Consider the following 25,087-nt stretch of genomic DNA (forward strand, 5'->3'; position numbering starts at 1 on the left):
ATGGGCGAGCATGATCCGGCTGCCGGCGAGCCAACCGCCAACGAACCAGCTGCCAACGAACCGGCCGTGGCCGAATCCCCGAGCGTTGACCCCGCACCCATAGACGCTGCGTTCTACAGCAAAGGGCCCCTGCGTCTGCGCGGCTCTCAGGTGCCCACGACCACGGCGGACCAGAGCCTGCTCGAATCCCGCGACGCCTCCGACTGGGTCCACGAGGACCCCTGGCGAGTGCTGCGGATCCAATCCGAATTCGTCGAGGGTTTCGGCTCGCTGGCAGAGATCGGACCGGCCGTGTCGATCTTCGGCTCGGCCCGACTGAGCGCGGACACGCAGGCCTATCAGGATGCCCGTGAGATCGCCCGGCGAATCGCCGCCCGTGGCAACGCGATCATCACCGGCGGCGGACCAGGCATCATGGAAGCCGGGAACCTGGGTGCCCGGGAGGCGGGAGGAGTCTCGATCGGCCTCGGCATCGAGCTGCCCTTCGAATCCGGACTCAACGATCACGTCGAACTCGGCGTGAACTTCCGCTACTTCTTCGTCCGCAAGACGATGTTCCTCAAATACTCACGGGGCTTCGTCGTCATGCCCGGCGGCTTCGGCACCCTCGACGAACTCTTCGAAGCCTTCACCATGGTCCAGACCGGAAAGGTCACCTCGTTTCCCATCGTGCTCTTCGGCACCGCCTACTGGCAGGGACTCCTCGATTGGATGACCACGACCCTTCTGGCCGAAGGCACCATCGGCGACCGGGACATGAACCTGTTCACCCTCACCGACGACATCGATGAGGTCGTCGACATCATCGGCACCGCCATCGCCGAAGACGGAGACGGACAGTGAGGGGCGCAGCGCAGCCAAGCGCCCACCTCGGCGGCTTCCACCTGTCACAGGCCCGGCCAGGCAATCCTGCCATCATGGCCGTGATCAACAGGACCACGGACTCGTTCTACGAATCAGCGTCCACCGCCGAAGAAGCCATCGAGGCGGTCGCCGCAGCTGCGCAGGAGGGAGCGCACATCGTCGACATCGGGGGAGTGCGGGCCGGCCGGGGCCCGGAGATCTCCGTCGCCGAGGAGATCGACCGTGTCTGCCCCGTCATCGAAGCCGTCGCACACAGTCACCCCACCATGCTCATCAGCGTCGACACCTGGCGTCACGAGGTCGCCGAGGCGGCCTGCGCGGCCGGAGCCGGTCTGCTCAACGACACCTGGGCCGGTGTCGATCCCGAGCTGGCATCAGTGGCAGCGAAGAACGACGTGGGCATCGTCTGCTCGCATACGGGCGGTCTGTCTCCGCGCACCGATGCCCACCGCAACCGATACGGCCTGAGCGCCGGCGAAGTCGTCGACCGCGCCCTGGCCGGAGTGATCGGGCTGGCCGAGGCCGCGCAGGACGCCGGCGTCACGGCCGAGAAGATCATCATCGATCCGACACCTGACTTCGGGAAGAACACCTATCAGTCGCTGCGGCTGCTGCGTGAACTTCAGAGGTTCACCGAGACCCGATTCCGGGTGCTGCTGGCAATCTCCCGTAAGGACTTCGTCGGAGAGTCCATCGGTGACGTGGAACCCTCGCAGCGACTCAACGGAACGATCGCGGCCACCGCACTGGCCGTAGCCAAGGGTGCCGCGATGATCCGCACCCACGACGTCCGCGCCACTGCAGACGCCCTCGCTGTGACCCTGGCGATCACCGGAGATGCGGTACCCGAACACACCGTGCGCGGCCTGCGCTGAGCAGGTGAGCCCACTGTGAGAAAATGACCGTATGCCATTGTGGATTGTGATCGGAGTGGCCGCAGCGATCTTCGTGCTCGTGATCGTGCTGGCGGCAACATTCAACGTCTTCTCCGCCGAATCCGCTGAGGAGACCGAAGCGGCGTGGGAGCCTCTGCCTCACGACTTCACACCTGAGGATCTCGACGGACTCTCGTTCCGGCCTGCTCTGCGGGGCTATCGCATGGAGGACGTCGACGAGGCGATGAGAATGCTGCGCACCCGCATTCACGAGTTGGAAGCCGCACGCGGGCAGCAATGAGCAGAGCCCACGACCTCCCCGGAATCACCCTCGCCCCTGAAGTCTTCAGCTCCTCCCGCCTGTCACGATTCGGCAACCTGTTCCTCACCCTGCCCGTGTGGGTTCAGGCCATCGCCGTGTACTTCCTCTCACGAGTCGTGAGCATCTCGATCTTCGCCGCTGTCCTCAAGCGCCAGGACCCGGCGAACTGGTCCTCAAGTCCTGTCACCACCACCCTCAACGACTTCCTCAACTTCTGGGACGGCGGCTGGTACGGCCGAGTTGCGAAGGAGGGTTACCCGAGCATCCTGCCGACCGATGAATCGGGAGCGGTGACGGAGAACCAATGGGCGTTCTACCCGTTGCATCCGGCCGTGGTCGGCAACCTCTCGAGCGTGACTGGCCTGAGCTACGAGGTGATCTCACCGATCGTCTCGACAGTTGCAGCCGGACTCGCCGCCATCGTCATCCTTGCGCTGTTTCGCAGATACACGGACCCGGGACAGGCCCTGACAGGTCTGGCCCTTGTCATGTTCTTTCCCCCGGCCGCCATCTTCTCCACCGGGTACGCGGAGTCTGTGACGCTCCTCTTGCAGGCCACCGCGCTCTTCCTCGTCGTCGAACGCCGCTACCTGAGCGCGATACCCGTCGTATTCCTGATGGATCTGTCCCGCCCCATCGGCGTCGCCTTCTCCTTCTTCATGCTGCTGCACCTCATCGACCGTTTCGCTCACCGCAAGCAGGATGCGTATCCCGTCGCCGAGGTGGTCCGATCCTGGGCCTTGGGTGTGCTCTCGTGCGTCGCGGCCCTGGTCCACCCCGCCCACGCGTGGTTGACGACGGGATCGTTGACGGCATACACAGACACCGAGGCGGCATGGCACACGGGGGAGTCGACCTACCTTGTGCAGTGGTTGGCTCAGGCCAACAGTCTCATCGGTCCGCTGGGCCCGGTGCTCCTCTTCGTCGTCATCGCGGGCATGGTGGCCCTGATCTTCTCCCCAGCGGGGGCTAGGATGGGCCGAACCCTGCAGTACTTCTGCCTGGCCTACGGTGTCTACCTCCTCATCTTCTTCACTCCGCAGACCTCGACGCTGCGACTGCTGCTGCCGCTGTTCCCGATGGCGCTGACCCTTTCTCTGGTTCGCTCTCGGGGGTACCGGGCGGCGGTGCTGTGCGCGTTCGTCCTGCTTCAGATCGTGTGGGTCGCCTACCTGTGGCACTTCACTCCACCGGCGGACCTGCCGCCCTGACAGACAGGCTCAGATGTCATAATTCGATCGCGTTACCCGTCCTTGACCGGATCATGGAATAATCGTGTGTATAACATTCGGTTCATCGAGCGTGAACCGTCTTTGCATAATCAACGGAAGGAAGAGCCCACATGGCAGCCCAGAAACCCCGCACCGGCGACGGACCTCTGGAAGTGACCAAAGAAGGTCGAGGCATGGTGATGCGGCTCCCAGTCGAGGGCGGAGGCCGTCTGGTGATCGAACTCAGCAGAGACGAAGCCACAGATCTGCACGACACCCTGGCCGAGACCTTGGGCCAGTGAGCAGCACAGCACATTCTCCCAGCTGAGCAGACAGCTCAGCGAAACGAACAGCAGAGACTTCGCAGAGTCTCTGCTGTTTCCGCATTCACCGCCGGGTCTTCTGCACCATCAGCAGGCCCTGGCCGATGGGCAGCAGGACGCGTTCGAGGCGTTCCTGTTCGGCCAGTCGGTTGAGCAGTCCCCGCGCCGCCTGGGTCCGCGGCGAACGGTCGACGGGATCTGCTACGCCGCCCTTGAGCAGCGTCTGGTGGATGACGAGAAGCCCGTGCGCATCGAGCAGACGCAGTGCAGGTTCGATCATGCGTTCGAGATTGGTCGGTTCCGAGTCGATGAAGACCATGTCATAGGCGCTCGGTGCCAGCCGTTGGAGGACGTCTTCGGCACGCCCGCTCATCAGGCGCAGACGGCTGTGTCGGATGCCTGCCATGTCGATGAGATCGCGGGCGGCACTCTGAGCTGTGGAGTTCGTGTCGATCGAGGTCAGGATCCCTGCATTGGGCATTCCCCGCAGCAGCGCCAATGTCGAGGTGCCGGCGCCGGTACCGACTTCGACCGCGGCGACAGGTGTGAGCAGACGGGCCAGAAGAGTCAGCGTCGACGCCGTCGTCTGCGACACCGGGGCCAGGCCGTTCTCATGTGAGAGCGCCCGCGCGGCGTCCAGGAGCGGATCAGGCCCGTTGTACTGTTCGGAGAAGGTGAGATCACCTGCGTTCTCGCGTGACAATCGACCCTCCCTTTCGGCTGATATTTGGTTCCAAGTCTAACCGCTCCCGGGTTCGATTCCGTGGGTCCGCCACAGCTCCTCGAGATCTTCGACGTCGACGAAGGCAGATCTGCTGACCTTCTCATACGTGTGCGGGGTGCCCTCTTCGTCCCAGTGTTCGCGAGCCGTGGGAAGCAGGGCCTCCGGCAGCACTCCAGCGGCGTTGACGACCCTCCACCAGGTGACATTCGAGCCGAATTCCTTCATCACGCGCCCGACGTAGCGCGGCGAGCAGGAGGCGACCAGTCCGATGGCCCCGTAATTGACGACGTTGCCCTCCGGCACAAGTTCGACGATGCGCAGCACTCGTTCCACGACCACCTCGTCCATTCGCGCAGCTCCCTCCTGTGGCATGTGACCGATCCTGTGCTGACCGTGAGTCGAGCCTACTGTGCTGCACGGTAGACTTGTTCTCATGTTGGGTATCAACGGCACCGAGATGTTGATCCTGGTGGTAGTCGCTCTTGTCGTCATCGGGCCCAAACGCCTGCCCGAATATGCGCAGAAGCTGCGCGACCTGGTGCGCCAGATGCGTCGCATGGCTGAGGGCGCGAAGGACAGTGTGCGTCGCGACTTCGGGGATGACTTCAACGACGTCGATTGGCAGAAGCTGGATCCGCGCCAGTACGATCCACGGCGGATCGTACGCGAGGCTCTTGTCGAGGAGGATTCAGCCATCCGCGAGTCGAAGCTTCGGGAGCAGTCGACGGCGGCCAGCGACAAACCCGCTCAGGCGATCGATTCCGAAAGCTCCACAGAACTTGCAGATCCCCCTGCCGAGTCCCGCCCGAAGACCCTGTCGCCGATCGAACGCTTCCAGGCCCAGACCGTCCTGCGTGACCGCTCCGTCAACGCGCCCTTCGATACTGAAGCAACCTGAGTCAGAACGACCTGAGTCAGTACGACCTTGTTCGGGACGTGCTCAGATAGAACGGCTTGACTCAGAACGACCTGGGTCGGGACGAACAGACGGATCAGACAGGGCTGAGGCCCAGAGATCGTCCGGACAGACCGCGTGAGCGATGCGCCAGCGTCGAGGCCAGAGACGCGAATTCCCGCGCGGCAGGGGAGTCCGGTTGTGCCAGAACAACTGGGGTTCCGGAGTCCGAACCTTCGCGAACCTGAGTATCCAGCGGCACCTGTGCCAGCAGTTCGACCTGTGAGCCGATCGTCTCGGACAGATTCGCGGCCACTTGGGCCCCGCCTCCGGAGCCGAAGACATCCAGTCGAGTGCCATCGGGCATCTCCATCCAGGACATGTTCTCAATCACACCGGCCAGCCGCTGGTCGGTCTGAGTCGCGATCGAACCTGCGCGTTCGGCGACCTGTGCGGCAGCCTGCTGAGGGGTGGTGACGACGAGGAGTTCGGATCCCGGAAGCAGCTGCGCCACAGAGATCGCAATGTCGCCGGTGCCCGGAGGCAAGTCGAGAAGGAGCACGTCGAGGTCGCCCCAGAAGACATCGGTGAGGAACTGCTGGAGGGCGCGGTGGAGCATCGGTCCGCGCCATACGACGGCCTGGTTGGCCGGCACGAACATGCCGATGCTCATGACTTTCACATCGTGGGCGACCTGCGGAATGATCATGTCATCGACCCGGGTCGGCTTGCCGGAGAGTCCGAGCATCGCCGGGATCGAGAAGCCGTAGATGTCGGCATCGACGACGCCCACCCGCAGACCGCTCTGGGCCAGAGACACGGCGAGGTTCGCAGTGATCGAGGACTTGCCTACGCCGCCCTTGCCCGAGGCGATCGCATAGACCTTCGTCAGGGAGTCAGGCTTGTTGAACGGGACCTCGCGGCTCGTACCGGCGCCCTGGAGCTTCTCGCGCATCGCGGTGCGCTGCTCGGGAGTCATGGTGCCGAGGACGACCGACACCTCGGTGACGCCCTCGACCTTCGACACCGCCGCCGTGGTGTCCTTGGTGATCGTGTCCTTGAGAGGACAGCCGGAGATGGTGAGAAGAACGGTGACGGTGACCTTGCCGCCGTCGATGCTGATGGACTCGACCATGTCGAGTTCCACGATGCTGCGGCGGATCTCCGGGTCGATGACGCCTGTCAGAGCTTCCCGAACGTTGTCCTCGGATGGCCCACTCATGTGCTCACGTCCTTTCTCTTCCCGATCAGTGTTCTCGGGGCCTTCAGCCTACCTGTTCGTCGTCGGAGCGGTCACTTCGGATCGGATTGTCCTCAGGTGCCTTTGCGTCCTCTTCGAGTTCCTTGAGCAGGTCTTTGAGTTCGGAACGGATGAAGTCGCGTGTGGCCACCTCACGCATGGCGATGCGCAGAGCCGCGACCTCACGGGCCAGGTATTCGGTGTCGGCGAGGTTGCGTTCGGCGCGCTGCCTGTCATGTTCGAACTCGACACGGTCACGGTCTGTGCTGCGGTTCTCTGCCAACAGGATCAGCGGTGCGGCATAGGAGGCCTGCAGCGACAGGATCAGCGTCAGGAGTGTGAAGTTCAACGACCGAGGATCGAACTGCCAGGCCTCGGGCAGGAGAGTGTTCCAAATCAGCCAGACGGCGCAGAACACGGTCATACCGACGAGGAACGCGGGAGTGCCCATGAACCGGGCGAAGCCCTCGGCGCCACGGCCGAAGGTCTCCGGCGACATCGCGATGTTGGGGAGTTTGCGTTTGCTTGAACGGGGAACGTCGAAATCGTCAGCAGCCATTGCTATCCCCTCCTGAGATCATCACGACCGGTGACCCGCCAGTCGTCGGGCAGCAGCTCGTCGAGGACGTCATCGACGGTGACAACACCGATGAGGTGGTCGTTCTCGTCGGTGATCGGCACGGACACCAGATTGTACGCCGCCAGCAGTTTGGTGACCTCGCCCAGCGGCGAATCCGGAGGCAGCGCCTCGACCTCCGTGTCGAGCATGATGCCGACCGCCTCGTGCGGAGGATGTCGCAGCATCTCCTGAATGTGGACGATGCCCAGATACTTGCCCGTCGGCGTCTCGATGGGCTGTCGGCAGACGAAGACAGCTGCCGCCAGTGCAGCGGGAAGGTCCTCGCGTCGGACATGGGCCAGCGCCTCGGCGACGGTGGTCTCGGGGGTCAGGATGACCGGTTCCGTGGTCATCAGCCCACCGGCGGTGTCATCGTCGTAGGACAGCAGGGTGCGCACATCCTCGGCGTCATCGGGCTCCATCAGCGCGAGGAACCGTTCTGCCTGCTCATCGCTGAGCTCGCCGAGGAGGTCGGCCGCGTCATCGGGTTCCATCTCTTCGAGCACCGTCACTGCACGTTCGGTGTCGAGAGCGGAGAGGAGCTCGACCTGTGTCTCATCGGGCAGCTCCTCGATGACATCGGCCAAGCGCACGTCGTCGAGGGCCCGGGCGACTTGGAGTCGACGTTCGGGCTTCATCTCGAACAGGACATCGGCGAGGTCGGCGGGCTTCGTATCCTGGTAGGCGGCAATGAGCTGTGTGGCCTCCTGGTCGACGTCGGAGTCGGCCGGATGCTCGGTGTCGGTCCAGGAGATCTGCATCGTCTCACCGCGCCGTCGGAAGGCCGAGAACGCACTGCGTTCCTGGACTCTTCGCACAAAGAGGCGAGTCACCTCCCAGTCCTTGTTGACCTGCTGTTCGATGCCGACGTCTTCGATTTGGATGGGGGAGTCGTCCTCGCGCAGGCGCAGACGACGGTCGAGGAGGTCGTTGATCACCAGCGTCTCCGAGCGGCGCTGTTCGAAACGGCGCATGTTCACCAGTCCGGTGGTGATGACCTGACCGGAGTCGATTGATGTCACCCTGCCCATCGGCACGAAGACGCGTCTGCGACCGGGAACTTCGACGACGAGGCCGATGACCCGAGGGAACTGCCGCATGGTGGCGCGGTAGACGATGACGGCGTCCCTCACGCGCCCGACCTGGTCCCCGAGAGGGTCGAAGACGGGGACGGCGATGAGGCGCGCGACGAAGACTCTTTTCGGTGGACCACTCATGATCTCAAGCCTACGGGGTCATGGACGCAGTGTGAGAGAGGCGGCACGGGTCGGGATCGTCGAGCTCCGCCATTCCGACATCACTTGTTGTTCATTAACGGGCCGTGCCGAGGTCACACAGGAGTCTCTCAGCCTCCCTAGGGTCCTTTCTCGGCAGAACTTCCCACTACCGAATACAAGGAGACCTTTATGTCTGAAAGACGAATTCGTCCGCGTGCGGTGACGGGACTCAGCGCCTGCGCAGCTCTCGCCCTGATGGCGCCGCTGGTGGGCGCAAGCTCCGCAGCGGCCGCCGATTCCCCCGCCGAACTCTACGAAGGCCACGTGCAGGTGGACCGCGGCCAGGCCGATGACCCTGAGACTCTGAAGGGTCAGGTCTTCGATGACGTCAACGAGAATTCGAAGCTCGACGGAGACGAAACGGGCATCGCCGACGTCGCCGTGACCAACGGCGTCGACGTCGTGCAGACCGACGGCAAGGGTTCCTACGAGCTGCCCGTTCGTGACAACATGACGGTCTCCATCACCCAGCCGTCCGGCTGGCAGGTCCCGGTCGACTCGGACAACTTCGCGCAGTTCAGCTACAACCACCTGCCGAAGGGTTCGCCACAGCTCAAGTTCGGTGGAATCAAACCGACAGGGGACACCCCGAAGGCCGTGAACTTCCCGATGATCGAGTCATCGGCGACCGCCTCGGCGAAACAGGACTGCGCAATCGCCTCCGACACCCAGGCCTATGACAAGACCGAAATGGGCTACGCCCGTGACGGCGCCGTCGGCGACCTTGCCGATCGTGACGACTACAATGGCTGCGGCGTCCTCCTGCTCGGAGACAATGTGGGCGATGACCTCAGCCTCAACGACGAGCTCCGCGACATCTACTCTGAGATGAACGGCCCGGTTCGTGCCGCTCCCGGCAACCACGACCAGGACTACGACTCTCCGGACGACGCCCACGCACTCGACACCTTCCGTGACCAGTTCGGACCCGGCCACTTCTCCTACGACGTCGGCAAGACGCACTTCGTCGTCCTCGACAGCATCGAATACTCGGGCAACCAGTCGACGAAGAAGTACAAGGAGAAGATCGGAGCAGAGCAGCTCGAATGGCTCGAAAACGATCTCAAGAATGTGCCGAACAACGCCCACGTCGTCATCGCGACGCACGTACCGATCGTGACTCACAAACAGGTTGTCGCCGAGGACGCCAAAGAATTCTATGACGTCATCTCCGACTACCCGAACGCGGTGACCGTCGGCGGTCACACGCACACGCAGGAGAACCTCGTGGCCGGTGAGCAGCGCAAGGAATGGGCCGACGAGGGCATCGACACCCTCCCCAACACCCAGATCGTCGCCGGTGCCGTCTCCGGTGACTGGTACTCAGGCGGACTCAACGCGGACGGGCTGCCCTACTCCTTCACCGGTGATGCCTCCGAACCGGGCGTCCAAACCCTCTCATTCGACGGTTCCGACCGCAGCGAACGCTACACCGTCCGCAACGAGTCCGATGACCACCAGCTGCTGCTGGGCGTGAATTCACCAGAATGGCGCGATTGGGCACAGAAGGCACAGGACTGGCAGGACGCCGACAAGGCAGGCGAAGAGCCAAAGGCGATCTCCGAGCGCGTCGTGACCCGTGACGACCTCAAGCAGGGCGACTCCTGGCTGACATCGAGCTTCCTCGCCGGCACATCAGATGCTCGGGTCGAGGTCAGCTTCGACGGCAAGTCGAATACCGTCGCCGAGCACACTCAGCCCGGTAAGGGCGAGTCGCTGGCCAAGGGCTGGGAGTACACCGATCCGTACACGGCCTCGCAGAACCTGCGGACATCGGGCAGCGTCGGACAGTCAAGCTCGCACCTGTGGCGAGCCGAGTTGCCGACCGATCTCGACCTCGGCACCCACAGCGCCGAAGTGACCGGCACGGACCGCTACGGTCGTGAGTACACGGAGACCATCCGCTTCACCGTTGTCGAGGACGAAGCCGCTGCGGCGCAGACCTCGAAGAAGCAGCTGGCGAAGGACGGCTTCAGCACTCAGCAGGAGAAGAAGGTCGACGAAGACGACCGGCAGGGACTCGACTCGGACGAGGCCCGCCAGGCGAACTCGAACTGATCGGTTCCCCTGAGCGAGACTGCTGAATCAGAGCGAGACTTCTGAAGCAGATCTGCACAGCTGAGGGCGGGCGCCGGCATCATTGATGTCGGCGCCCGCCCTCAGTCTCTGTCTGCATTCGGCTGTTCGAGCCGCAGCTGTGATCTGCTCAGGGCAGTGCAGCGAAGGCCCCTGCAAATTCGGGGGCGACATCGCTGAGCGTCGGCGGCTGGCCCCACGCGTCTTCCACCGATGCAGCGGCGACGTGAGCATCGATGACCGCCAGGCTCAGGGCATCCGCGGCAGCAGCCGTGATCGTCACCTGATCAAGTGTCGAGGCCGCGAAGTCATCAGGAAGTGCCACTTCGCCGGTGGCGATGCCGAAGACCGTGTCGCCGTCGAAGAGCGTGTGCGAGGGCCGGATCGCGCGGGCGATTCCGGCCTGGGCACCAGCGGCCATACGCGTGACCTGGGCAGGATCCAAGGCCGCGTTCGTGGCCACGATGGCGATGGTCGTGTTCTTCGACGAGGTGGCCTCCACCATGGTTGTGGGAGCCGCGGGCAGATGCCCGATGCTCGGCAGATCGAACCCATAGGAGTTCAGGAGAGGGTGCGCCCACAGCGTGCCATCGGGCGTCCCGATCGTCCCGAACGGGTTAGCCACCACAAGCGCGGCAACGAGGTATCCGCCGGGCAGACGGATCGAGACGGATCCCAAAGAGCTGCGCATGCTCTGCATTCCCGAACGAGCACCGAGACCCGCGCCGAGGCTGCCCCTGACCGCGGTGGGCTCTGCCCCGTCGTGGGTGGATCGAAGCGCCGCACGGGCCGCGGTCGCCCCGTCGGAGTCCGTGGGCGGACGCACGGGCCCATCGCCTCGTCCGAGGTCGAAGATCGCGGCAGCAGGGACGAGTGGAACGACGGTGTCCGTCAGGCCCGGGGCAGGGAATCCACGCCCTGCCTCGGCGAGGGTGCGAACGACACCGCTCACCGACTGCAGTCCCAGGGCTGAGCCACCGGTGATCACGATCGCATCGGCACCGTAGGAGTGAGTGCCGGGAGCGATGACGTCGGTCTCATGGGTGGCCGGGCCGCCGCCGCGGACGTCGACGCCCACCCGGGCTCCCGGTGGAGGCAGGACGGCAGTGACACCGGTCAGCCCATCCGGGGCGAAGTGACCGGCGTGGCCCACAGCGATCCCCGGAATCTCCAGAATTCCCCCGCCCCGGATCGGGCCAATGGTCATCGTCCCTGAACCCAGGCCTCGACCTCGGCGCGGGTGCGCGGGAAGCCTGCAGAGAGGTTGTCGACGCCGTCGGCAGTGACGAGGACGTCGTCCTCGATGCGCACACCGTTGCCGCGGAATTCCTCGGGCAGGAGCAGGTCATCGGTTTTGAAGTACAGGCCCGGTTCGATCGTGAAGACCATGCCGGGTTCCAACGCTGCATCGAGATACATCTCGGCGCGAGCCTGGGCACAGTCGTGGACGTCGAGTCCGAGGTGGTGGCTGGTTCCGTGGACCATCCAACGGCGGTGATGCTGGCCTTCCGGCGACAGCGACTGTGCCGCGGAGACCGGCAGGATGCCGAATTCCTCGAGACGGGCGGCGATGACCTCCATCGCCGCTTCGTGGATCTCGCGGAACTTCACCTCGCGGTTGACGTGGTCAGCGGCGACGGCGAAGGCCGCGTCCGATGCGTCGAGGACGGCGTCGTAGATCTTGGCCTGGACCTCGGTGAAGGTTCCGGAGACAGGGAGCGTGCGGGTGATGTCGGCTGTGTAGAGAGAATCGGCCTCTGCCCCGGCATCGACGAGGACGAGGTCCCCGTCCCGGACCGCACCGTCATTGCGGATCCAGTGCAGAGTGCAGGCATGGTTGCCGGCGGCCGCGATCGTGTCATAGCCGATGCCGTTGCCATCGGATCGGGCAGCCGTTTCGAAGGCCGTCTCGATGACGCGTTCGCCGCGACGATGAGCGAGAGCGGTGGGCAGAGCGGCGATGACGTTGTCGAAGCCCGAGCGGGTGATGGCGACGGCTTCACGCAGAGCCTCGACCTCGTGCTCGTCCTTGAGGAGACGCAGCTCGGACAGCAGCTGGGCCAATTCGGCATCCCCGGCTTCCGAGGTCTCGAGATCGGCCTGCACCTGAGTGCGGGCGACGTCGATGACCGAGTCGATGCGGACATCGGCCTGGCGAACGACTCTCACGGAGATCGCACCGAGGTCTTTCGTGATCGCATCGTCGACCGTCGCCGAGCTCTCGGTGGCGATGCCCGTCATCGTCGACATCGCCTCGAGATCGGCGCGGGGTCCGACCCAGTACTCGCCGTAGCGGGAATCGGAGAAGAACTCGACGGTGTCCGAACCCGCGCGGGGACGGAAGTACAGGGTCACGCTGTGGGTGTCGTCCTCGGGTTCGAAGACGAGGACGGCATCCGGCTCGGAGTCGGCTTCAAGACCGGTCAGATGGATGAATGCCGAATGGGCACGGAACCGGTAGTCGGTGTCATTGGACCGGACCTTGTGGCCACCGGCTGGGATGACCAGTCGCTCACCGGGAAAGGCTGCGGAGACCTTCGCCCGTCGGGCGGGAGTGAATCCGGCTGCGGCGAGAGCCTGGGCGTCAAGCGGTGTTCGGTCCCACCCCTCGGCGACGAAATCGCGGAAAGCCTGCGAATTGGGGCGGTGGGAGCGGTTGTTGACGCGATCGTCGAGGGCCTGGGTCTTCGAGGTGCTGTCTGCATTCTGGGCTGTCATGCTTCCATTCTAGGCACTGCCTGGAGACCATGCCGGGACGAGGACCAGTATCCCGCGCGACTGCGGATAGACTGGGTGCATGGTCAACGATCTCCATGTGCACACTGCATTCTCGGACGGGACTCAAACCCCGTCCGAACTCATATCCGAAGCGGCGATGGAAGGCATCGATGTACTCGGCGTCACGGACCATGACACCACCGCCGGGTGGGCGCCCGCAGAGGCTGCCGCAAGGGTCTATGGCCTGGGTCTGGTTCGGGGAATGGAGATCTCGTGTCGGCATGAGGGAATCAGCGTGCACCTGCTGTCCTACCTCCACGACCCCTATGACACCGACTTGGCAGCGGTCGTCGAGGAGACTCGACGTGCACGTCTGGACCGCACACACCTGATCATCGACCGCCTCGCGGAGGACTATCCTATCGACATGGATGCGGTTCTCTCCGTCTCCGGCGAAGACGCGACCATCGGTCGACCCCATATCGCTGACGCTCTGGTGGCTGCAGGCCTCGTCGAGTCACGTACCGAAGCCTTCGCCTCGATCTTGTCCAGCCACGGAAAATACCATGTCAGCCTGCCGACGATCGACCCCATCACGGCCATCTCACTGATTCGAGACGCTGGGGGAGTCTCCGTCTTCGCCCACCCGCGTGCCGCGATGCGCGGCCTGGTCGTTCCCGATACGGCAATGACCGAATTCATCGCAGCCGGTCTCGACGGACTTGAAGTCGATCATCGTGACAACCCGCCGAGTGAACGTGAGGTCATGCGCAGGCTCGCCCACGACCACGACCTCATCATCACCGGATCGAGTGACTACCACGGCACCGGAAAGCCCAACCGCCTGGGCGAGCACGCGACCTCGGACCACATGTTCGCGAAGCTCCTCGACCGTGCGAACTCCCGTCCCGGGGGAGTCGACTTCATTCAGGGCTGAGACACAGCCGCTGGGTGCCGACCGGTGTCAACCGAGGATCCTGCGTAGGCGCAGCTTTCCCCATGTGAGGCTGAGCGCGTAGGACAGGACCGCGGTCAGTCCGAGGTAGCCCACATACTGCACGACCAGCAGCAGAGGCGAGGCTTCGACGACGAAGAGATGCTCGAAGAACAGTTCGAGGAAGAACACATGAACGAGGAATGCGCCGAATGAGGCCGACGCCAGTTTGGTGAAGAGGCGTTTCGTGCGTTCGCCCAGTTCGATGCGGGAGATGATGAGGATGACGCTGACCGCCAGTCCCACGATGAGCGGATTTGCATTGGCGATCGGATACTCGTAGTCCGATTCCCACCAGAAGACTCCGGCCGCGCAGACTCCGAAGGCGAGTACCAACGTCCACATCGGCGGACGAAGGTCCTTCGCATAGTGGATGAAGAATGCACCCATGCAGAAGTACACCACCTGGTAGGTTGCAATGCCCCACTTCCACGCGTCCTGACTGGAACCGAGCTGCTCGAGCACGAACGGCGCCCACACACTCGAACAGGCCAGCACGACGGACAGGCCGGCGAGCTTCCACGGCCGCTGTCCGCGCCAGAACAGCACAAGGGTCCCGAATACGAGGATGAGCGGGATATAGGCGTAGAGGTACCAGAGATGGAATGCAGGCCGGCCGGCCTCGAGGAAGGTTCGGACCAGATCGTGGCGAACGTCGACACCGTCGCTGTCGAAGAGATTGAAGCCGAGGATGAAGATGATCGACCATGCGAACAGCGGCACGAAGTGACGGATGATGCGGTCCCACACCTTCGCCCCCGACTTCGGAGGCGCACCCACGAGGGTCGCCCAGCCGGCGATCATGAAGAACATCGGGACCGCCCACGGATTGACCGCCTCGGCGAGGTGGCCCAACAGCCAGGCATTGCTGTCCGCGTCCTGACCTCGTCCGATGAGGACTCCACCGGAGTGACCGACCATCACGGTCAGTCCAGCCAGGACACGCATGACGTCGACGTCATCTCGGTGGCCCCGGGAGGCGAGAGGGAATTCCTGAGTCTGGATCTGGGGACGGATACCATCCTGTGCTGCTGCGACGGACTCCGCGTCCGGTCGGTGTGAACCGAACAAAACTCACTCTCGTTCATGCTCGACGACATGGGCTCCGCCATTGTCTGGGCACGAATTGAACGCAAGATGAACGAGCGGCCCCAACCATAGTGGTCGGAGCCGCTCGTTCATCTTGCGCCTGTGTGGGGCCTGTTGCCTATTCCGCGGAGGGCTGGCTGTCGCTGGGGGCACTCGAGGTGCGTCCCACAGGCCTGCCGCCACGGGTGCGTCGACGTTCGCGGTTGCGTCGTGGCTTCTTCGGTCCTTCGTCACCCGCGGAGGAACCGCTGCGACCTGAGGAACCGCCTCGGCGCTGTTCGGGCTTCTTGGGTCCGGAGTGGTCCTCGGTGCCTTCGGTCTGCTGTCGGCGCAGACGACCCTTTGTTCCCTTCGGAATGGAGAGATCGGCGAAGAAGTGCGGCGACGTCGAGTAGGTCTCGGCCGGCTCGTCATGGTCGAGTCCGAGGGCCTTGTTGATCAGTCGCCAGCGAGGCATGTCGTCCCAGTCGACAAGGGTGACTGCGATGCCGGTGTTGCCGGCACGGCCGGTGCGGCCGATGCGGTGGACGTAGGTCTTCTCGTCGTCTGGGCACTGGTAGTTCACGACGTGGGTGACATCGTCGATGTCGATTCCGCGTGCCGCGACGTCGGTGGCGACGAGGACATCGACCTGACCGTCGCGGAAGGACTTCAGGGCCTTCTCGCGCTGCGCCTGACCGAGGTCGCCGTGCAGCGGCTTGACCGCGAAGCCGCGGTCGCCGAGCTCGGCGGCGAGCTTGTCCGCGGTCCGTTTGGTGCGGGTGAAGATGATGGTGCGTCCACGTCCCTCGGCCTGCAGCATCCGGGCGACGAGTTCGCTCTTGTCCATCGAGTGGGCACGATAGACGTACTGAGCCGTGTTCTTGCCCAACAGCGACAGATCTTCGTTGTCGTGGGCGCGAATATGGGTGGGCCGGCTCATGTAGCGGCGGGCCAGGGTGATGACCGCGCCGGGCATGGTGGCGGAGAAGAGCATGGTCTGACGGTGCGCGGGCACAGCGTTGATGATCTTCTCGACATCGGGCAGGAACCCGAGATCGAGCATCTCATCGGCCTCGTCGAGGACGACCGTGCGAACCTTGTGCAACCGGAGGACCTTGCGACCATAGAGGTCGAGGAGGCGGCCGGGAGTGCCGACGACAACATCGACACCCGACTTGAGCTTCTTGATCTGCGGATCGAAGTCCATGCCGCCGTAGATCGTCATGATGTCGATGTCACGCTGTGTCGAGGCCGTCACCAGATCGGCAGCGACCTGCTTGGCCAGCTCACGGGTGGGCACGACGACCAGAGCCTGAGGGAGACGTGTCTCGGTGCTGTCAGACACGATGTCCGGCGTGTTCTCCGGGGCTGACGGGACAGCGCCGTCTTCATTCTTGCCGGTGACACGCTGCAGGAGAGGAATGCCGAAGCCCAGCGTCTTGCCGGTTCCTGTCTTCGCCTGTCCGATGATGTCGGCCCCGGACAGTGCCACCGGCAGCGTCATCGCCTGGATCGGGAAGGGATGTGTGATGCCCTTGGCAGCCAATGCGGCCACGATCGGTCCAGCGACTCCAAGCTCAGCGAAATCTGGTTCTGTCTCCGCCATGTTTCAAACTCCTTTTAGCGCCTTCGCGCTCGTCATGGTCGTGAACCGGTACTCTTGAGTTATGCCCGATTCTGCCCCATTGGCCGGTAATAATGCTGCTACGCTCGCGCTGCTGGCGTTCGGCGAGTTGACCGCTTTCGAACGAATGGCCACCAACGCGACTACCGCGGTGCACATGGACGATAAAGTCACTCTGGCGCGGCTCGCCTCTCTGTCCTTTGCGAACTTCGAAGAGCTCTCACAGCACATCAGTCGATTGGGCCAGGATGCGGTCGAGCTCTGTCAGCATTTCGAGCCGACCTTCACCGTGCTGGCTGAACGGACTCGTCCTCGTGACTGGCACGAAAGTCTCATGAAGGGATTCGTCTTCGACGGAATCATGAATGACTTCTACCGCACGGCCGTGGAGGAGCTCAGCGAGCCCGGATACAGCCTGGCAATTACAATTCTCGATGATACACGTGCGACCGAATATGTGCGCAATCGCCTGACGGCCGACGTCGCTGCCGACACCCAGCTGGCCTCGCGTCTGGCGCTGTGGGGACGCAAGCTCGTGGCCGAAACATTGGGGCGCGCACGCAGCCTTCTCACCGATCCTTTTCTGGGCATCGATGAGGAGCTGGTGGTGGCTTCGATGCCGGCAGTGACGGCCAACCACTCGAAGCGGATGTCGGCCCTGGGGCTGGTGGCCTGAAGCTCCTTGATTCCGCTGAGTGAATAGGCTGAGGGCCCGGTCAGAAACCGGGCCCTCAGCCTATTCACGGGGAATTCACCGAGATGCGGCGTTCATCCGCGCACGATGGGTTGTGCAGGCAGTCGTTCAGGCACCGAAGCCGACGCGACGGGCAGCTTCCGTGCCGATCTCGACGTAGGCCAAAGCGGAAGCCGGGACGAATACCTGGCGTCCCTTCAGGTCTGTGAAGGACAGCAGAGAATCGGCCTTGACGGATTCTTCGATGCGCGCGGCCAGATCCTTCGGTGTCTCGTCAGATTCCATGACGATTTCGCGCGGTGACTGCTTGACGCCGATCTTGATTTCCATTGTGCTCCTTGTACGGGTCGTGGTGTGAGTCGTCCTCAGCATAACGTCAGCGAGGTCGTGTTTTCTTCCCTCGTCAGATCAGAGTTCGCAATCACTTCGTCGTGAAGGACTGGAGGCCGCCCCAGCTCATCTGGGTGAGCAGGCTGACGGCGGTGTCGACGTCGATCTCCGGCGTCGTCTCGAGCTGCTTGACGACGACCTCAGCGGTGCCGATGAGAGTCCGGCACAGCATACGGGCCTGGATGTCATCGAGATCGGTGTAGCTCTTCAGCGCAGTCATGACACGTGAGGCGGTGCGTTCTCGCAGGCTGCGGATCCGCTCCTGTGCCTCCGGCTCGTAGACATCGGAGTTGAAGAGGATGATGAACTCCTCACGATGGGAGACAACGAACTCGAAGTAGGAGCGATAGGTGGCACGGACCTTCTCATGAGGATCATCAGTTGATCCGATCGCAGCGTCGAGCGTCGTGTCGAGGTGCGCGGCAGAATCGTCTATGAGTGCCAGGTAGAGGTCTTGCTTCGATGCGAAGTGCTGGTAGAGGACAGGCTTTGAGACACCGGCCGCCTCTGCGATCGTGTCCATCGAGGTGGTCCGGTATCCGCGAGTCGCAAAGACCGAACGTGCCACCCCCACCAACTGGTCACGGCGCTGTTCACGGGGCAATCTCTGTTGCGGGCTTGACATTCCTTCATGCTACGCGAAAACGAGGTCCGGGACCGGTCAACGCGCTCGGGTCTGGCCACATCGTTCTCATGTCCGTGGCTCATGATGGAATACGAGTATGGATGAAGTGACTGATGGGATCAGCGCGAAACTGCTCGCGGGGGAGTCGGTGACAGTCGTCGGACGTCCCGGGACGGGCAAGACCTGGATGCTCGAATCCGTGTATGCACAGCTGATGGCCGAAATCAGTCCCGCCTCGGTGCTGGTTCTCACGCCCAACCGCGATCATGCTGATGTGCTGCGCAACCGTCTCGCCGTACCCACAGACGCGGTGCTGGCTTCCGCCCCGGCTCGAAGCATCTCATCGTTCGCCTACGGAATTGCGCGCGCTGCTCACACGACGCAGACCGGCGATGACCTCGAGTTCATCTCGGGCGCTGATCAGGACGTGTTCCTCGCCGATCTCCTCGCCGGCCACGAACTCGGCCACGGCCGTGGACCGGCCTGGCCTGCCGAGATCACCGCGGAGGTGCGATCGACCTCGGCGTTTCGGACCGAGGTCCGAGATTTCCTCAACAGGGTCATGGAATTCGATTTCGGTGTGCGGGTTCCTGCCCCGACCGCCGGCGGCGGGCCCGCGCAGACACCCGAGTTCGTGTTCGACTTCGGGCGCAGCGTGCTCGACCGTGCGCTTGAGCGGCATCACGATCCGAGGTGGGAGGCGGTGGCCCAGGTTCTCGACGAATACCTCGACATCATGAGCATGCCCGGCTACGGAGGCACGGACTCTGCGACTGTCCTGGCGCGGGCGGCATTCGAGGTTCTGCGCGAACCCGCCGAGGTGACCGCGGGCCGATCCTGGACCTTTGCGCCCGATGCGGTGCCCACCGTGGTCCTTGCCGACGGGGTTCAGGACTTTCCCGCTGCCAGCTGGGGTCTGCTTGAGCAGCTGCGTGAGCGCGGAAGTGCTTTGGCGCTCTTCGGCAGTCCGGAGACCGTGACCGGACGTTTCCACGGAGCTGATGCCTCGATCATCGATCGCAGCGCCGCCGACGACGGATTCTCCACCGTGATCCTGCCTGAGGTGAAGGGCACAGGACCCGACATCGTCAACGTCAGCGATGACTTCGGCCGTCGCATCACCACTCGGTGGGGCCTGCACCATATGCCACGCCCCAGCGGCGTGCCTGACACCTCAGACGAGGCCTCGGTCGCCGTTGATGACGCTGTTCCCGCGTCTTCGCAAGACCTGCCGGATACGGTGGAGACCCATGTGTTCGAGGGCGCCGCTTCGAGCTACCGGTACCTGGCACGTCGAGTGACGAGCTTCGTCGAAGACGGACATGCATGGTCGGATGTGGCTGTCCTGTGTCGCAACACGTCGACAGCTCGAGTCGTCGCGAACGAACTGAGTGCCTCCGGCGTGGCCACCGCGAACATCATGCAGCCTCTCAGCGTCGACCCCGCCACAGCACCGCTGCTCGAGCTGCTCTCACGCACCCCGGACTTCGCCGACGACGAATCGATCGCCGCACAGGCCCTGGCCTTGGCCGGAAGCGTCTATGTCCGCCTCGACCCGGTGCAGATCAGGCGGTTCAAGCGTGTGGTGAGGAAGAATTTTCCGGCTGCGAACAGTTCGAGCTCGCTGGCACAGGCGCTGCGCAGCGATGTCGACGACGCATCCCCAACCGGGCTGGCCACGATCTCCCGGATGCTGTACGCAGCAGCCGAGGTGCGATCGGTCGACCCGCATCAAGCCCTCTGGATGATCTGGGAGGCCTCAGGCGTCGCAGAGAAATGGCAGTCAGAGGCCCTTCGCGACCCGGAGTCCGTGGCGAATTCGCACCTGGACTCGGTGCTGCGGCTGTTCACCTTGGCGCAGAAGATCTCCGATCGTGGCGGATTCACAGCCCGCTCGTTCGCCGGGATCGTGGCAGAGCAGGACATCGCGCAGGATTCCCTGGCTGCGCGGGCCGGCACAGACGATCACGTGCAGGTCGGCACCCCGTCATCCCTGGCACATCTGCGAGTCCCGCTCGTCATCATCGCCGAGGTGAACGAAGGAGTCTGGCCCAACCCGAAGATTCGCGGCGGCATCCTCGGGCTCGATGATCTCAGCTCTGTGCTGACAACTGGTGAGACCGCGACCGGTGACCCGGGCTACCACGCCCACGCCAAACGGAGGAATCTGCGTGAAGAGGGCGAACTCTTCTACACGGCGCTGACTCGCGCCGAAGAGCATGTCATCGTCACCGCAATCTCCGATGCCGAGAGCAATCCCTCGCCCTTCTTCGACGTGATCGCGGCGCGGACAGCGAAGGGCACAGAAGAAGCGGACAGCTACGCCATCACTCACGAGGACGAACTCCTGCCGCTGTCCCTGGCAGAGATGGCTGCACACACTCGGGCACGACTGCTGAGAGCCGCAGCTGAACCGGCTCAGGAAGAGCCCGACGAAGACGTGGATGCCTGGGCGCAGCTGCTGGCGGCACTGACTGCCACGAGCACTGCAGTCGAACCACCTGAACAGTGGCGCGAGATCGAAGACATCAGCTCCTCTGAGCCTCTCTTCACCTCCGAAGACACGGTGAGAGTCTCACCGTCCCAGGTCGAGTCCTTCACCGACTGCTCGCTGCGGTGGTTCCTCACTCGCAACGGAGGTGACAGGCCAGGTTCCCTGGCGCAGAGCTTGGGGACGATCATCCACGCCGCGGCGGAGAACTTCCCACAGGGCCCGCCCTCGGCGATCCGCGACTACGTGGACAAGGAGTTCACGACGCTCGAGTTCGACGCGGAATGGGAGCGAGATCGCGAACATACCTTGGCGATGAAGATGGCCGACCGCCTCGGCGAATACATCAAGACCGCGCCCGGTGAACCCATCGGCGTCGAAGCCCAGGTGTACGCCACCGGGGTTGATGACAAAGGCCAGGAATGGAAGGTCACCGGTCGCCTCGATCGGCTCGAGCAGACGCCGGACGGCATCCGGATCGTCGACTTCAAAACCGGAAAGAACGTGGTCAGAGGTCAGGAGATGCCCCGTCACGCCCAACTCGGCGTTTACCAGGAGGCGATCAACTCCGGGACCATCACCATCGGCGAGGACCAGGTCATCGAGGCCAAGGCCTATGGTGCCGAACTCGTGTTCCTGCGCAATTCCAAGCAGACGACGAGAGAGCAGGCCGCGCTCGAGATCGACGAGGATCCGGGCTGGGCCCGCGACCTCATCAACGGTGTCTCCGATCGTATGCGGGCTGCCCAGTTCCCAGCCAGGGTCGAGCCTCAGAAATGCCTGAGCTGTCCTGTCCGCACCTCCTGCCCGGCAATCGGGCCCCAGACCTTGGAAGAGTCCTGATGCGCTTCACCGCAGAACAACTGGCCCGCCTGACCGCCGCCGACCCTGCTCAGGCGTTCCCCCCGAGCGAAGAGCAGCGAATCATCATCGAAGCCGACCCTCAGCAGTCGATGAAGGTCACTGCCGGCGCCGGTTCTGGCAAGACGACAGTGATCTCCCAGCGGGTGGTGTGGCTCGTAGCCAACGGCTTCGTCGCGCCCGAAGAGATCTTGGGACTCACCTTCACTCGGAAGGCCGTGGGCGAACTGGGTGGTCGGATCAGGGTGCTCCTGGCCCGCCTGCGCCACAGCCTCGGGCTGGGTTCGGACATGAGCCTTCCCGGTCTCGACAACCCCACTGTCTCGACCTACAACTCCTATGCGGCTTCGATCGTCAGCGAGCACGGAGTCAGCATCGGCATCGAACCCGAGACGGTGCTCCTTGATGACGCCGCTGCTCACACCATCGCCGGCTCGATCATCGACTCAACCTCAACAGAGGAGATCCCCGGCTACTTCGCACGAGAGACGATGATCGCCGACATCATCTCGCTGGCAGCGGCGATGAATGACCACGGTCGCGACGTCGAGGAGGTCACTGACTATCTCGACCAGTGTCTGCAGGCACTGGTCTCAAGCAAGGGCAAACCCGTGGACCCCAATGGTCGCCGGGCCAAGCTCGAAGCAAAGATCAAGACAGCGAAACTGGCCGGCGCATACATGAGCGCCAAACGTCGCAACTTGGCCATGGACTTCTCGGACCAGGTTCGGTTCGCACAACGCATCCTCGACGAAGTGCCGGCCGCTCGCAGTGCCGAGCAGCAGCGGTGGTCAATCGTCCTCCTCGATGAGTTCCAAGACACCTCGGTCGCCCAGCTGAAACTGCTGCGCGATCTGTTTCATTCCACCGCGGTGACAGCTGTGGGAGATCCCCGACAGGCCATCTACGGTTGGCGCGGTGCCAGCGCCGACAATATGATCCGCTTCTCTGCGGACTTCTCAAACGTGGTGCCGCTGACCCTGAGCACCAGCTGGCGCAACGACCACACGATCCTGAAGGTCGCCAACCGAACAGCGGACGGACTGGACGGGAGCCGGGAAAAACCACTGACAGCTCGCACAGGAGCAGGAGACGGTGACGTGGCCATCGACATCAGCTCGGGAGCGCATGACCCCGACTTCCTCACCGTCGGACTCCGGTCACTGACCGAATGGGTCGCCACACTGCCCGCAGGATCGTCGACAGCGGTCCTGTGCCGCAAACGTGCCCACTTCGCACCCGTTGCCGCGGCGCTGGAGGCTGCGGGTCATGCCGTTCACGTGCATGGCTCATCAGGTCTCCTGAGCGACCCCTTCGTCGCCGATCTGCGGGCAGTCCTCACTGCCGCCGTCGACCCGATGGCCGGCGACAGTCTGATGAGGCTGATCAGCGGTCGTCTGCTGGGTCTCGGCGCCACAGACATCGCCGCTCTGCAGACATTCACCCGGAAGCAGAACGATCTGCGACTGACCGAGTTTCTGGCGGACAGCCCTGACGGCACGGGAATCGTGTCCGAGGCCATCGACCAGCCCACGATCGTCGAAGGCCTCGACGAACTCGTCGATCTCTCCGACGCACTTGCAGGCTCGGCAAACACCGGGGGCGCACGAGCCATGGTGAACAACTTCCGCAATTCGGGTCTCAGCTCGGTGGCACTGGAACGGCTGGTGAGATTGGCACGAGCTCTGCGTCATGTCCGTTCCGGTTCCGGCACCATCGCCTCGATCATCCGCACCGCGATGACCGAAACCGGAGTCGACTCCGACATCTGGGGGCTGAGCGATTCGCTGCGCAACCTTCATCGCTCAGCGATCGATTCCTTCCTGTCAGCAGCAAGCCAATATTCTGCAACCGATGACCAGCCATCGGTGCCGGGTTTCCTGGAGTGGTTGACCTTGATGGAGGCAAAGGACTCACTGAGCGTGGCTGAACCGAATTCCGCCTCAGACGCGATCGACATCATGACAGTGCACGCCTCGAAGGGCCTCGAATTCGATGCAGTCGCTGTGCCGTCACTTGTGGTCAAGGACTTCCCGACGGAACCGCGTGACAAAGAGGGGTGGATGGACAGAACCGCTCTGCCGTATCCGCTGCGGGGTGACCGAGCCCACCTGGTTGACTATGATCTTCGCACTGCCGACTTCGACACGAAGAAGGCACTCGACGAATGGGTCAGCGAATTCATCAAACCAGCCATCGCCGACGCACATGAGGAAGAAGAGCGGCGCCTCGCCTACGTCGCATTCACCCGCGCCAAGCACCATCTGTGGTTGGGCGCAGAACTGATGGGTGCCAGAGCCAACCCCGACGAGCCGTCCCCGTTCCTGACCGAAGCGATCGAAGTGCTGCAACGCGACGTCGAGATGCCGGAACCTGCCGAAGAATCCGCGGAGGACCGTATCGAGACAAGCATCTGGCCCGTGCCGCGAACAGAACGTGTGTCCACGGCCCGACGTGCGGCCGAATGGGTCAGCTCCGCCGCACCAGCCGGTCTTGGCGAACTGGCAAAGCGCCCGGGGCTCGTGGGCGAATATGCGCGACAGGCACTGCGGATCAGCAGCCGTCCAGGCACAGCAAGCACAGGAAGCGTCCCGGATCGGCTGTCGGCGACCGCTCTTGTCTCGTGGCGCAGAGACCCACAGCAGTTCATCACCCAGACCCTGCGCCCGATCCCGAATCCGCCGAGCAGAGCCGCCGAGATCGGGACCACCTTCCATTCCTGGGTCGAGCAGCATTTCGGACAGGCGAGCATCGACGTCGACGACGAACAGCAGGTCCAGGCCATCGACAAGACCACGATTGAGCGTCTGCAGCAGACGTTCATCGACTCCGAGTTCGCGAGCAGGCATGCCGACCACATCGAAATGTCATTCGAACTGGTCCTCGGCCGATTCAGAGTCCCCGGGAAGATCGATGCGGTATTCATCACCGGCGATCATGCTGAAGTCGTCGACTGGAAGACCTCCAAACAGCCGGATGAGAAGACGCTTGAGGTGATGAAATGGCAGCTGGCTCTCTACCGTTTCGCCATCCAACGTGTCCACCCCGAAATCACCGAGGTGACGGGAACCTTCTACTTCGTCGGCAGCGACGACATTGTGAAGTTCACTCAGCTTCCTGAGGAAGCCGAGATCATTGCGTGGCTGGAGGACAACGACAGCAGATGAGGTGGTGAAACGGCCTGGGCCGGCGA

22 protein-coding genes are annotated in these 25,087 nt (G+C 63.5%); 11 read left to right on the forward strand and 11 right to left on the reverse strand.

What is annotated here, in order from left to right; translation table 11 throughout:
• From JFC13_RS02200 to JFC13_RS02220, 5 genes are all read left to right on the forward strand, one after another.
• Positions 1 to 843, forward strand: coding sequence for an LOG family protein (locus JFC13_RS02200; RefSeq protein ID WP_232488041.1), 843 nt, complete (start codon positions 1 to 3; stop codon positions 841 to 843).
• On the forward strand, positions 840 to 1,739 hold the full coding sequence (folP, locus tag JFC13_RS02205) for a dihydropteroate synthase (protein ID WP_198395463.1): 900 nt from the start codon (positions 840 to 842) through the stop codon (positions 1,737 to 1,739). Before JFC13_RS02200 ends, folP begins: the two co-directional genes overlap by 4 nt.
• 31 nt (positions 1,740 to 1,770) lie before the next feature.
• Positions 1,771 to 2,040 (forward strand): DivIVA domain-containing protein, encoded by a 270-nt coding sequence (locus JFC13_RS02210; RefSeq protein WP_198395464.1) that lies wholly within the window; start codon positions 1,771 to 1,773, stop codon positions 2,038 to 2,040.
• Complete coding sequence (locus tag JFC13_RS02215; RefSeq protein ID WP_198395465.1) at positions 2,037 to 3,272, forward strand: hypothetical protein; 1,236 nt, start codon at positions 2,037 to 2,039, stop codon at positions 3,270 to 3,272. Before JFC13_RS02210 ends, JFC13_RS02215 begins: the two co-directional genes overlap by 4 nt.
• Before the next feature lie 131 nt (positions 3,273 to 3,403).
• Positions 3,404 to 3,574 carry a DUF3117 domain-containing protein gene (locus JFC13_RS02220; RefSeq protein WP_009881711.1) on the forward strand — a complete coding sequence of 57 codons (171 nt, stop codon included), beginning with the start codon at positions 3,404 to 3,406 and terminating at the stop codon, positions 3,572 to 3,574.
• Positions 3,575 to 3,659: 85 nt separating this feature from the next.
• Here JFC13_RS02220 and JFC13_RS02225 read toward each other — a convergent pair whose 3' ends face one another.
• Positions 3,660 to 4,298 (reverse strand): O-methyltransferase, encoded by a 639-nt coding sequence (locus tag JFC13_RS02225; protein ID WP_198395466.1) that lies wholly within the window; start codon positions 4,296 to 4,298, stop codon positions 3,660 to 3,662.
• 36 nt (positions 4,299 to 4,334) lie between these two features.
• Positions 4,335 to 4,691 (reverse strand): MGMT family protein, encoded by a 357-nt coding sequence (locus JFC13_RS02230; protein WP_232488042.1) that lies wholly within the window; start codon positions 4,689 to 4,691, stop codon positions 4,335 to 4,337.
• A 61-nt stretch (positions 4,692 to 4,752) separates the two neighbouring features.
• Between JFC13_RS02230 and JFC13_RS02235 the strand changes: the two genes are divergently transcribed.
• Entirely contained in the window at positions 4,753 to 5,217 is a 465-nt protein-coding gene (locus JFC13_RS02235) for a twin-arginine translocase TatA/TatE family subunit (protein WP_198395467.1), read from the forward strand.
• Between the two features lie 94 nt (positions 5,218 to 5,311).
• Here the strand turns inward: JFC13_RS02235 and JFC13_RS02240 are convergent, their stop codons facing one another.
• Genes JFC13_RS02240 through JFC13_RS02250 form a run of 3 tightly spaced genes read right to left on the reverse strand, consistent with a single transcriptional unit; the run spans position 5,312 to position 8,290 of the window.
• Positions 5,312 to 6,436 (reverse strand): Mrp/NBP35 family ATP-binding protein, encoded by a 1,125-nt coding sequence (locus JFC13_RS02240; RefSeq protein ID WP_198395468.1) that lies wholly within the window; start codon positions 6,434 to 6,436, stop codon positions 5,312 to 5,314.
• Positions 6,437 to 6,479: 43 nt separating this feature from the next.
• On the reverse strand, positions 6,480 to 7,013 hold the full coding sequence (locus JFC13_RS02245; protein ID WP_198395469.1) for a DUF1003 domain-containing protein: 534 nt from the start codon (positions 7,011 to 7,013) through the stop codon (positions 6,480 to 6,482).
• 2 nt (positions 7,014 to 7,015) lie between these two features.
• Positions 7,016 to 8,290: a magnesium transporter MgtE N-terminal domain-containing protein gene (locus JFC13_RS02250; protein WP_198395470.1), complete on the reverse strand. Its 1,275-nt coding sequence runs from the start codon at positions 8,288 to 8,290 to the stop codon at positions 7,016 to 7,018.
• 189 nt (positions 8,291 to 8,479) lie between these two features.
• Between JFC13_RS02250 and JFC13_RS02255 the strand changes: the two genes are divergently transcribed.
• Positions 8,480 to 10,408, forward strand: a complete 1,929-nt coding sequence (locus JFC13_RS02255; RefSeq protein ID WP_198395471.1) for a calcineurin-like phosphoesterase family protein — start codon at positions 8,480 to 8,482, stop codon at positions 10,406 to 10,408.
• A gap of 148 nt (positions 10,409 to 10,556) precedes the next feature.
• Here JFC13_RS02255 and JFC13_RS02260 read toward each other — a convergent pair whose 3' ends face one another.
• Together JFC13_RS02260 and JFC13_RS02265 are read right to left on the reverse strand one after the other, a co-directional pair.
• Positions 10,557 to 11,633: a P1 family peptidase gene (locus JFC13_RS02260; RefSeq protein ID WP_198395472.1), complete on the reverse strand. Its 1,077-nt coding sequence runs from the start codon at positions 11,631 to 11,633 to the stop codon at positions 10,557 to 10,559.
• Positions 11,630 to 13,144, reverse strand: coding sequence for an aminopeptidase P family protein (locus JFC13_RS02265; protein ID WP_198395473.1), 1,515 nt, complete (start codon positions 13,142 to 13,144; stop codon positions 11,630 to 11,632). Before JFC13_RS02265 ends, JFC13_RS02260 begins: the two co-directional genes overlap by 4 nt.
• A 79-nt stretch (positions 13,145 to 13,223) precedes the next feature.
• On the opposite strand from JFC13_RS02265, the gene JFC13_RS02270 reads away from it, so the two are divergent.
• On the forward strand, positions 13,224 to 14,081 hold the full coding sequence (locus JFC13_RS02270) for a PHP domain-containing protein (RefSeq protein ID WP_198395474.1): 858 nt from the start codon (positions 13,224 to 13,226) through the stop codon (positions 14,079 to 14,081).
• A 27-nt stretch (positions 14,082 to 14,108) separates the two neighbouring features.
• On the opposite strand, the gene JFC13_RS02275 is transcribed toward JFC13_RS02270, so the two are convergent.
• Positions 14,109 to 15,209: an acyltransferase gene (locus tag JFC13_RS02275; RefSeq protein ID WP_198395475.1), complete on the reverse strand. Its 1,101-nt coding sequence runs from the start codon at positions 15,207 to 15,209 to the stop codon at positions 14,109 to 14,111.
• 136 nt (positions 15,210 to 15,345) lie between these two features.
• Complete coding sequence (locus JFC13_RS02280; protein WP_198395476.1) at positions 15,346 to 16,815, reverse strand: DEAD/DEAH box helicase; 1,470 nt, start codon at positions 16,813 to 16,815, stop codon at positions 15,346 to 15,348.
• Between the two features lie 61 nt (positions 16,816 to 16,876).
• On the opposite strand from JFC13_RS02280, the gene JFC13_RS02285 reads away from it, so the two are divergent.
• Positions 16,877 to 17,509 (forward strand): ferritin-like fold-containing protein, encoded by a 633-nt coding sequence (locus tag JFC13_RS02285; RefSeq protein WP_198395477.1) that lies wholly within the window; start codon positions 16,877 to 16,879, stop codon positions 17,507 to 17,509.
• A 126-nt stretch (positions 17,510 to 17,635) separates the two neighbouring features.
• On the opposite strand, the gene JFC13_RS02290 is transcribed toward JFC13_RS02285, so the two are convergent.
• Complete coding sequence (locus JFC13_RS02290) at positions 17,636 to 17,857, reverse strand: DUF3107 domain-containing protein (RefSeq protein WP_198395478.1); 222 nt, start codon at positions 17,855 to 17,857, stop codon at positions 17,636 to 17,638.
• Between the two features lie 91 nt (positions 17,858 to 17,948).
• Positions 17,949 to 18,542 carry a TetR/AcrR family transcriptional regulator gene (locus JFC13_RS02295; RefSeq protein WP_232488043.1) on the reverse strand — a complete coding sequence of 198 codons (594 nt, stop codon included), beginning with the start codon at positions 18,540 to 18,542 and terminating at the stop codon, positions 17,949 to 17,951.
• Between the two features lie 97 nt (positions 18,543 to 18,639).
• Here JFC13_RS02295 and JFC13_RS02300 point away from each other — a divergent pair, with 97 nt between their 5' ends.
• Complete coding sequence (locus JFC13_RS02300) at positions 18,640 to 21,876, forward strand: PD-(D/E)XK nuclease family protein (RefSeq protein ID WP_198395479.1); 3,237 nt, start codon at positions 18,640 to 18,642, stop codon at positions 21,874 to 21,876.
• Positions 21,876 to 25,061: an ATP-dependent helicase gene (locus JFC13_RS02305; RefSeq protein ID WP_198395480.1), complete on the forward strand. Its 3,186-nt coding sequence runs from the start codon at positions 21,876 to 21,878 to the stop codon at positions 25,059 to 25,061. Before JFC13_RS02300 ends, JFC13_RS02305 begins: the two co-directional genes overlap by 1 nt.
• Positions 25,062 to 25,087 lie beyond the last annotated feature (26 nt).

It is taken from the genome of Brevibacterium antiquum, from assembly GCF_016107655.1.
Classification (GTDB): Bacteria; Actinomycetota; Actinomycetes; order Actinomycetales; family Brevibacteriaceae; genus Brevibacterium; species Brevibacterium antiquum.

What these genes read in the sequence shown, in the direction of transcription:
- JFC13_RS02200 (WP_232488041.1), top strand. Translation starts at nt 1, where the DNA reads ATGGGCGAGCATGATCCGGCTGCCGGCGAGCCAACCGCCAACGAACCA.
- JFC13_RS02210 (WP_198395464.1), top strand. Translation starts at nt 1,771, where the DNA reads ATGCCATTGTGGATTGTGATCGGAGTGGCCGCAGCGATCTTCGTGCTC.
- JFC13_RS02215 (WP_198395465.1), top strand. Translation starts at nt 2,037, where the DNA reads ATGAGCAGAGCCCACGACCTCCCCGGAATCACCCTCGCCCCTGAAGTC.
- JFC13_RS02220 (WP_009881711.1), top strand. Translation starts at nt 3,404, where the DNA reads ATGGCAGCCCAGAAACCCCGCACCGGCGACGGACCTCTGGAAGTGACC.
- JFC13_RS02230 (WP_232488042.1), bottom strand. Translation starts at nt 4,691, where the DNA reads ATGCCACAGGAGGGAGCTGCGCGAATGGACGAGGTGGTCGTGGAACGA.
- JFC13_RS02235 (WP_198395467.1), top strand. Translation starts at nt 4,753, where the DNA reads ATGTTGGGTATCAACGGCACCGAGATGTTGATCCTGGTGGTAGTCGCT.
- JFC13_RS02240 (WP_198395468.1), bottom strand. Translation starts at nt 6,436, where the DNA reads ATGAGTGGGCCATCCGAGGACAACGTTCGGGAAGCTCTGACAGGCGTC.
- JFC13_RS02245 (WP_198395469.1), bottom strand. Translation starts at nt 7,013, where the DNA reads ATGGCTGCTGACGATTTCGACGTTCCCCGTTCAAGCAAACGCAAACTC.
- JFC13_RS02250 (WP_198395470.1), bottom strand. Translation starts at nt 8,290, where the DNA reads ATGAGTGGTCCACCGAAAAGAGTCTTCGTCGCGCGCCTCATCGCCGTC.
- JFC13_RS02255 (WP_198395471.1), top strand. Translation starts at nt 8,480, where the DNA reads ATGTCTGAAAGACGAATTCGTCCGCGTGCGGTGACGGGACTCAGCGCC.
- JFC13_RS02260 (WP_198395472.1), bottom strand. Translation starts at nt 11,633, where the DNA reads ATGACCATTGGCCCGATCCGGGGCGGGGGAATTCTGGAGATTCCGGGG.
- JFC13_RS02265 (WP_198395473.1), bottom strand. Translation starts at nt 13,144, where the DNA reads ATGACAGCCCAGAATGCAGACAGCACCTCGAAGACCCAGGCCCTCGAC.
- JFC13_RS02270 (WP_198395474.1), top strand. Translation starts at nt 13,224, where the DNA reads ATGGTCAACGATCTCCATGTGCACACTGCATTCTCGGACGGGACTCAA.
- JFC13_RS02280 (WP_198395476.1), bottom strand. Translation starts at nt 16,815, where the DNA reads ATGGCGGAGACAGAACCAGATTTCGCTGAGCTTGGAGTCGCTGGACCG.
- JFC13_RS02285 (WP_198395477.1), top strand. Translation starts at nt 16,877, where the DNA reads ATGCCCGATTCTGCCCCATTGGCCGGTAATAATGCTGCTACGCTCGCG.
- JFC13_RS02290 (WP_198395478.1), bottom strand. Translation starts at nt 17,857, where the DNA reads ATGGAAATCAAGATCGGCGTCAAGCAGTCACCGCGCGAAATCGTCATG.
- JFC13_RS02295 (WP_232488043.1), bottom strand. Translation starts at nt 18,542, where the DNA reads ATGTCAAGCCCGCAACAGAGATTGCCCCGTGAACAGCGCCGTGACCAG.
- JFC13_RS02300 (WP_198395479.1), top strand. Translation starts at nt 18,640, where the DNA reads ATGGATGAAGTGACTGATGGGATCAGCGCGAAACTGCTCGCGGGGGAG.
- JFC13_RS02305 (WP_198395480.1), top strand. Translation starts at nt 21,876, where the DNA reads ATGCGCTTCACCGCAGAACAACTGGCCCGCCTGACCGCCGCCGACCCT.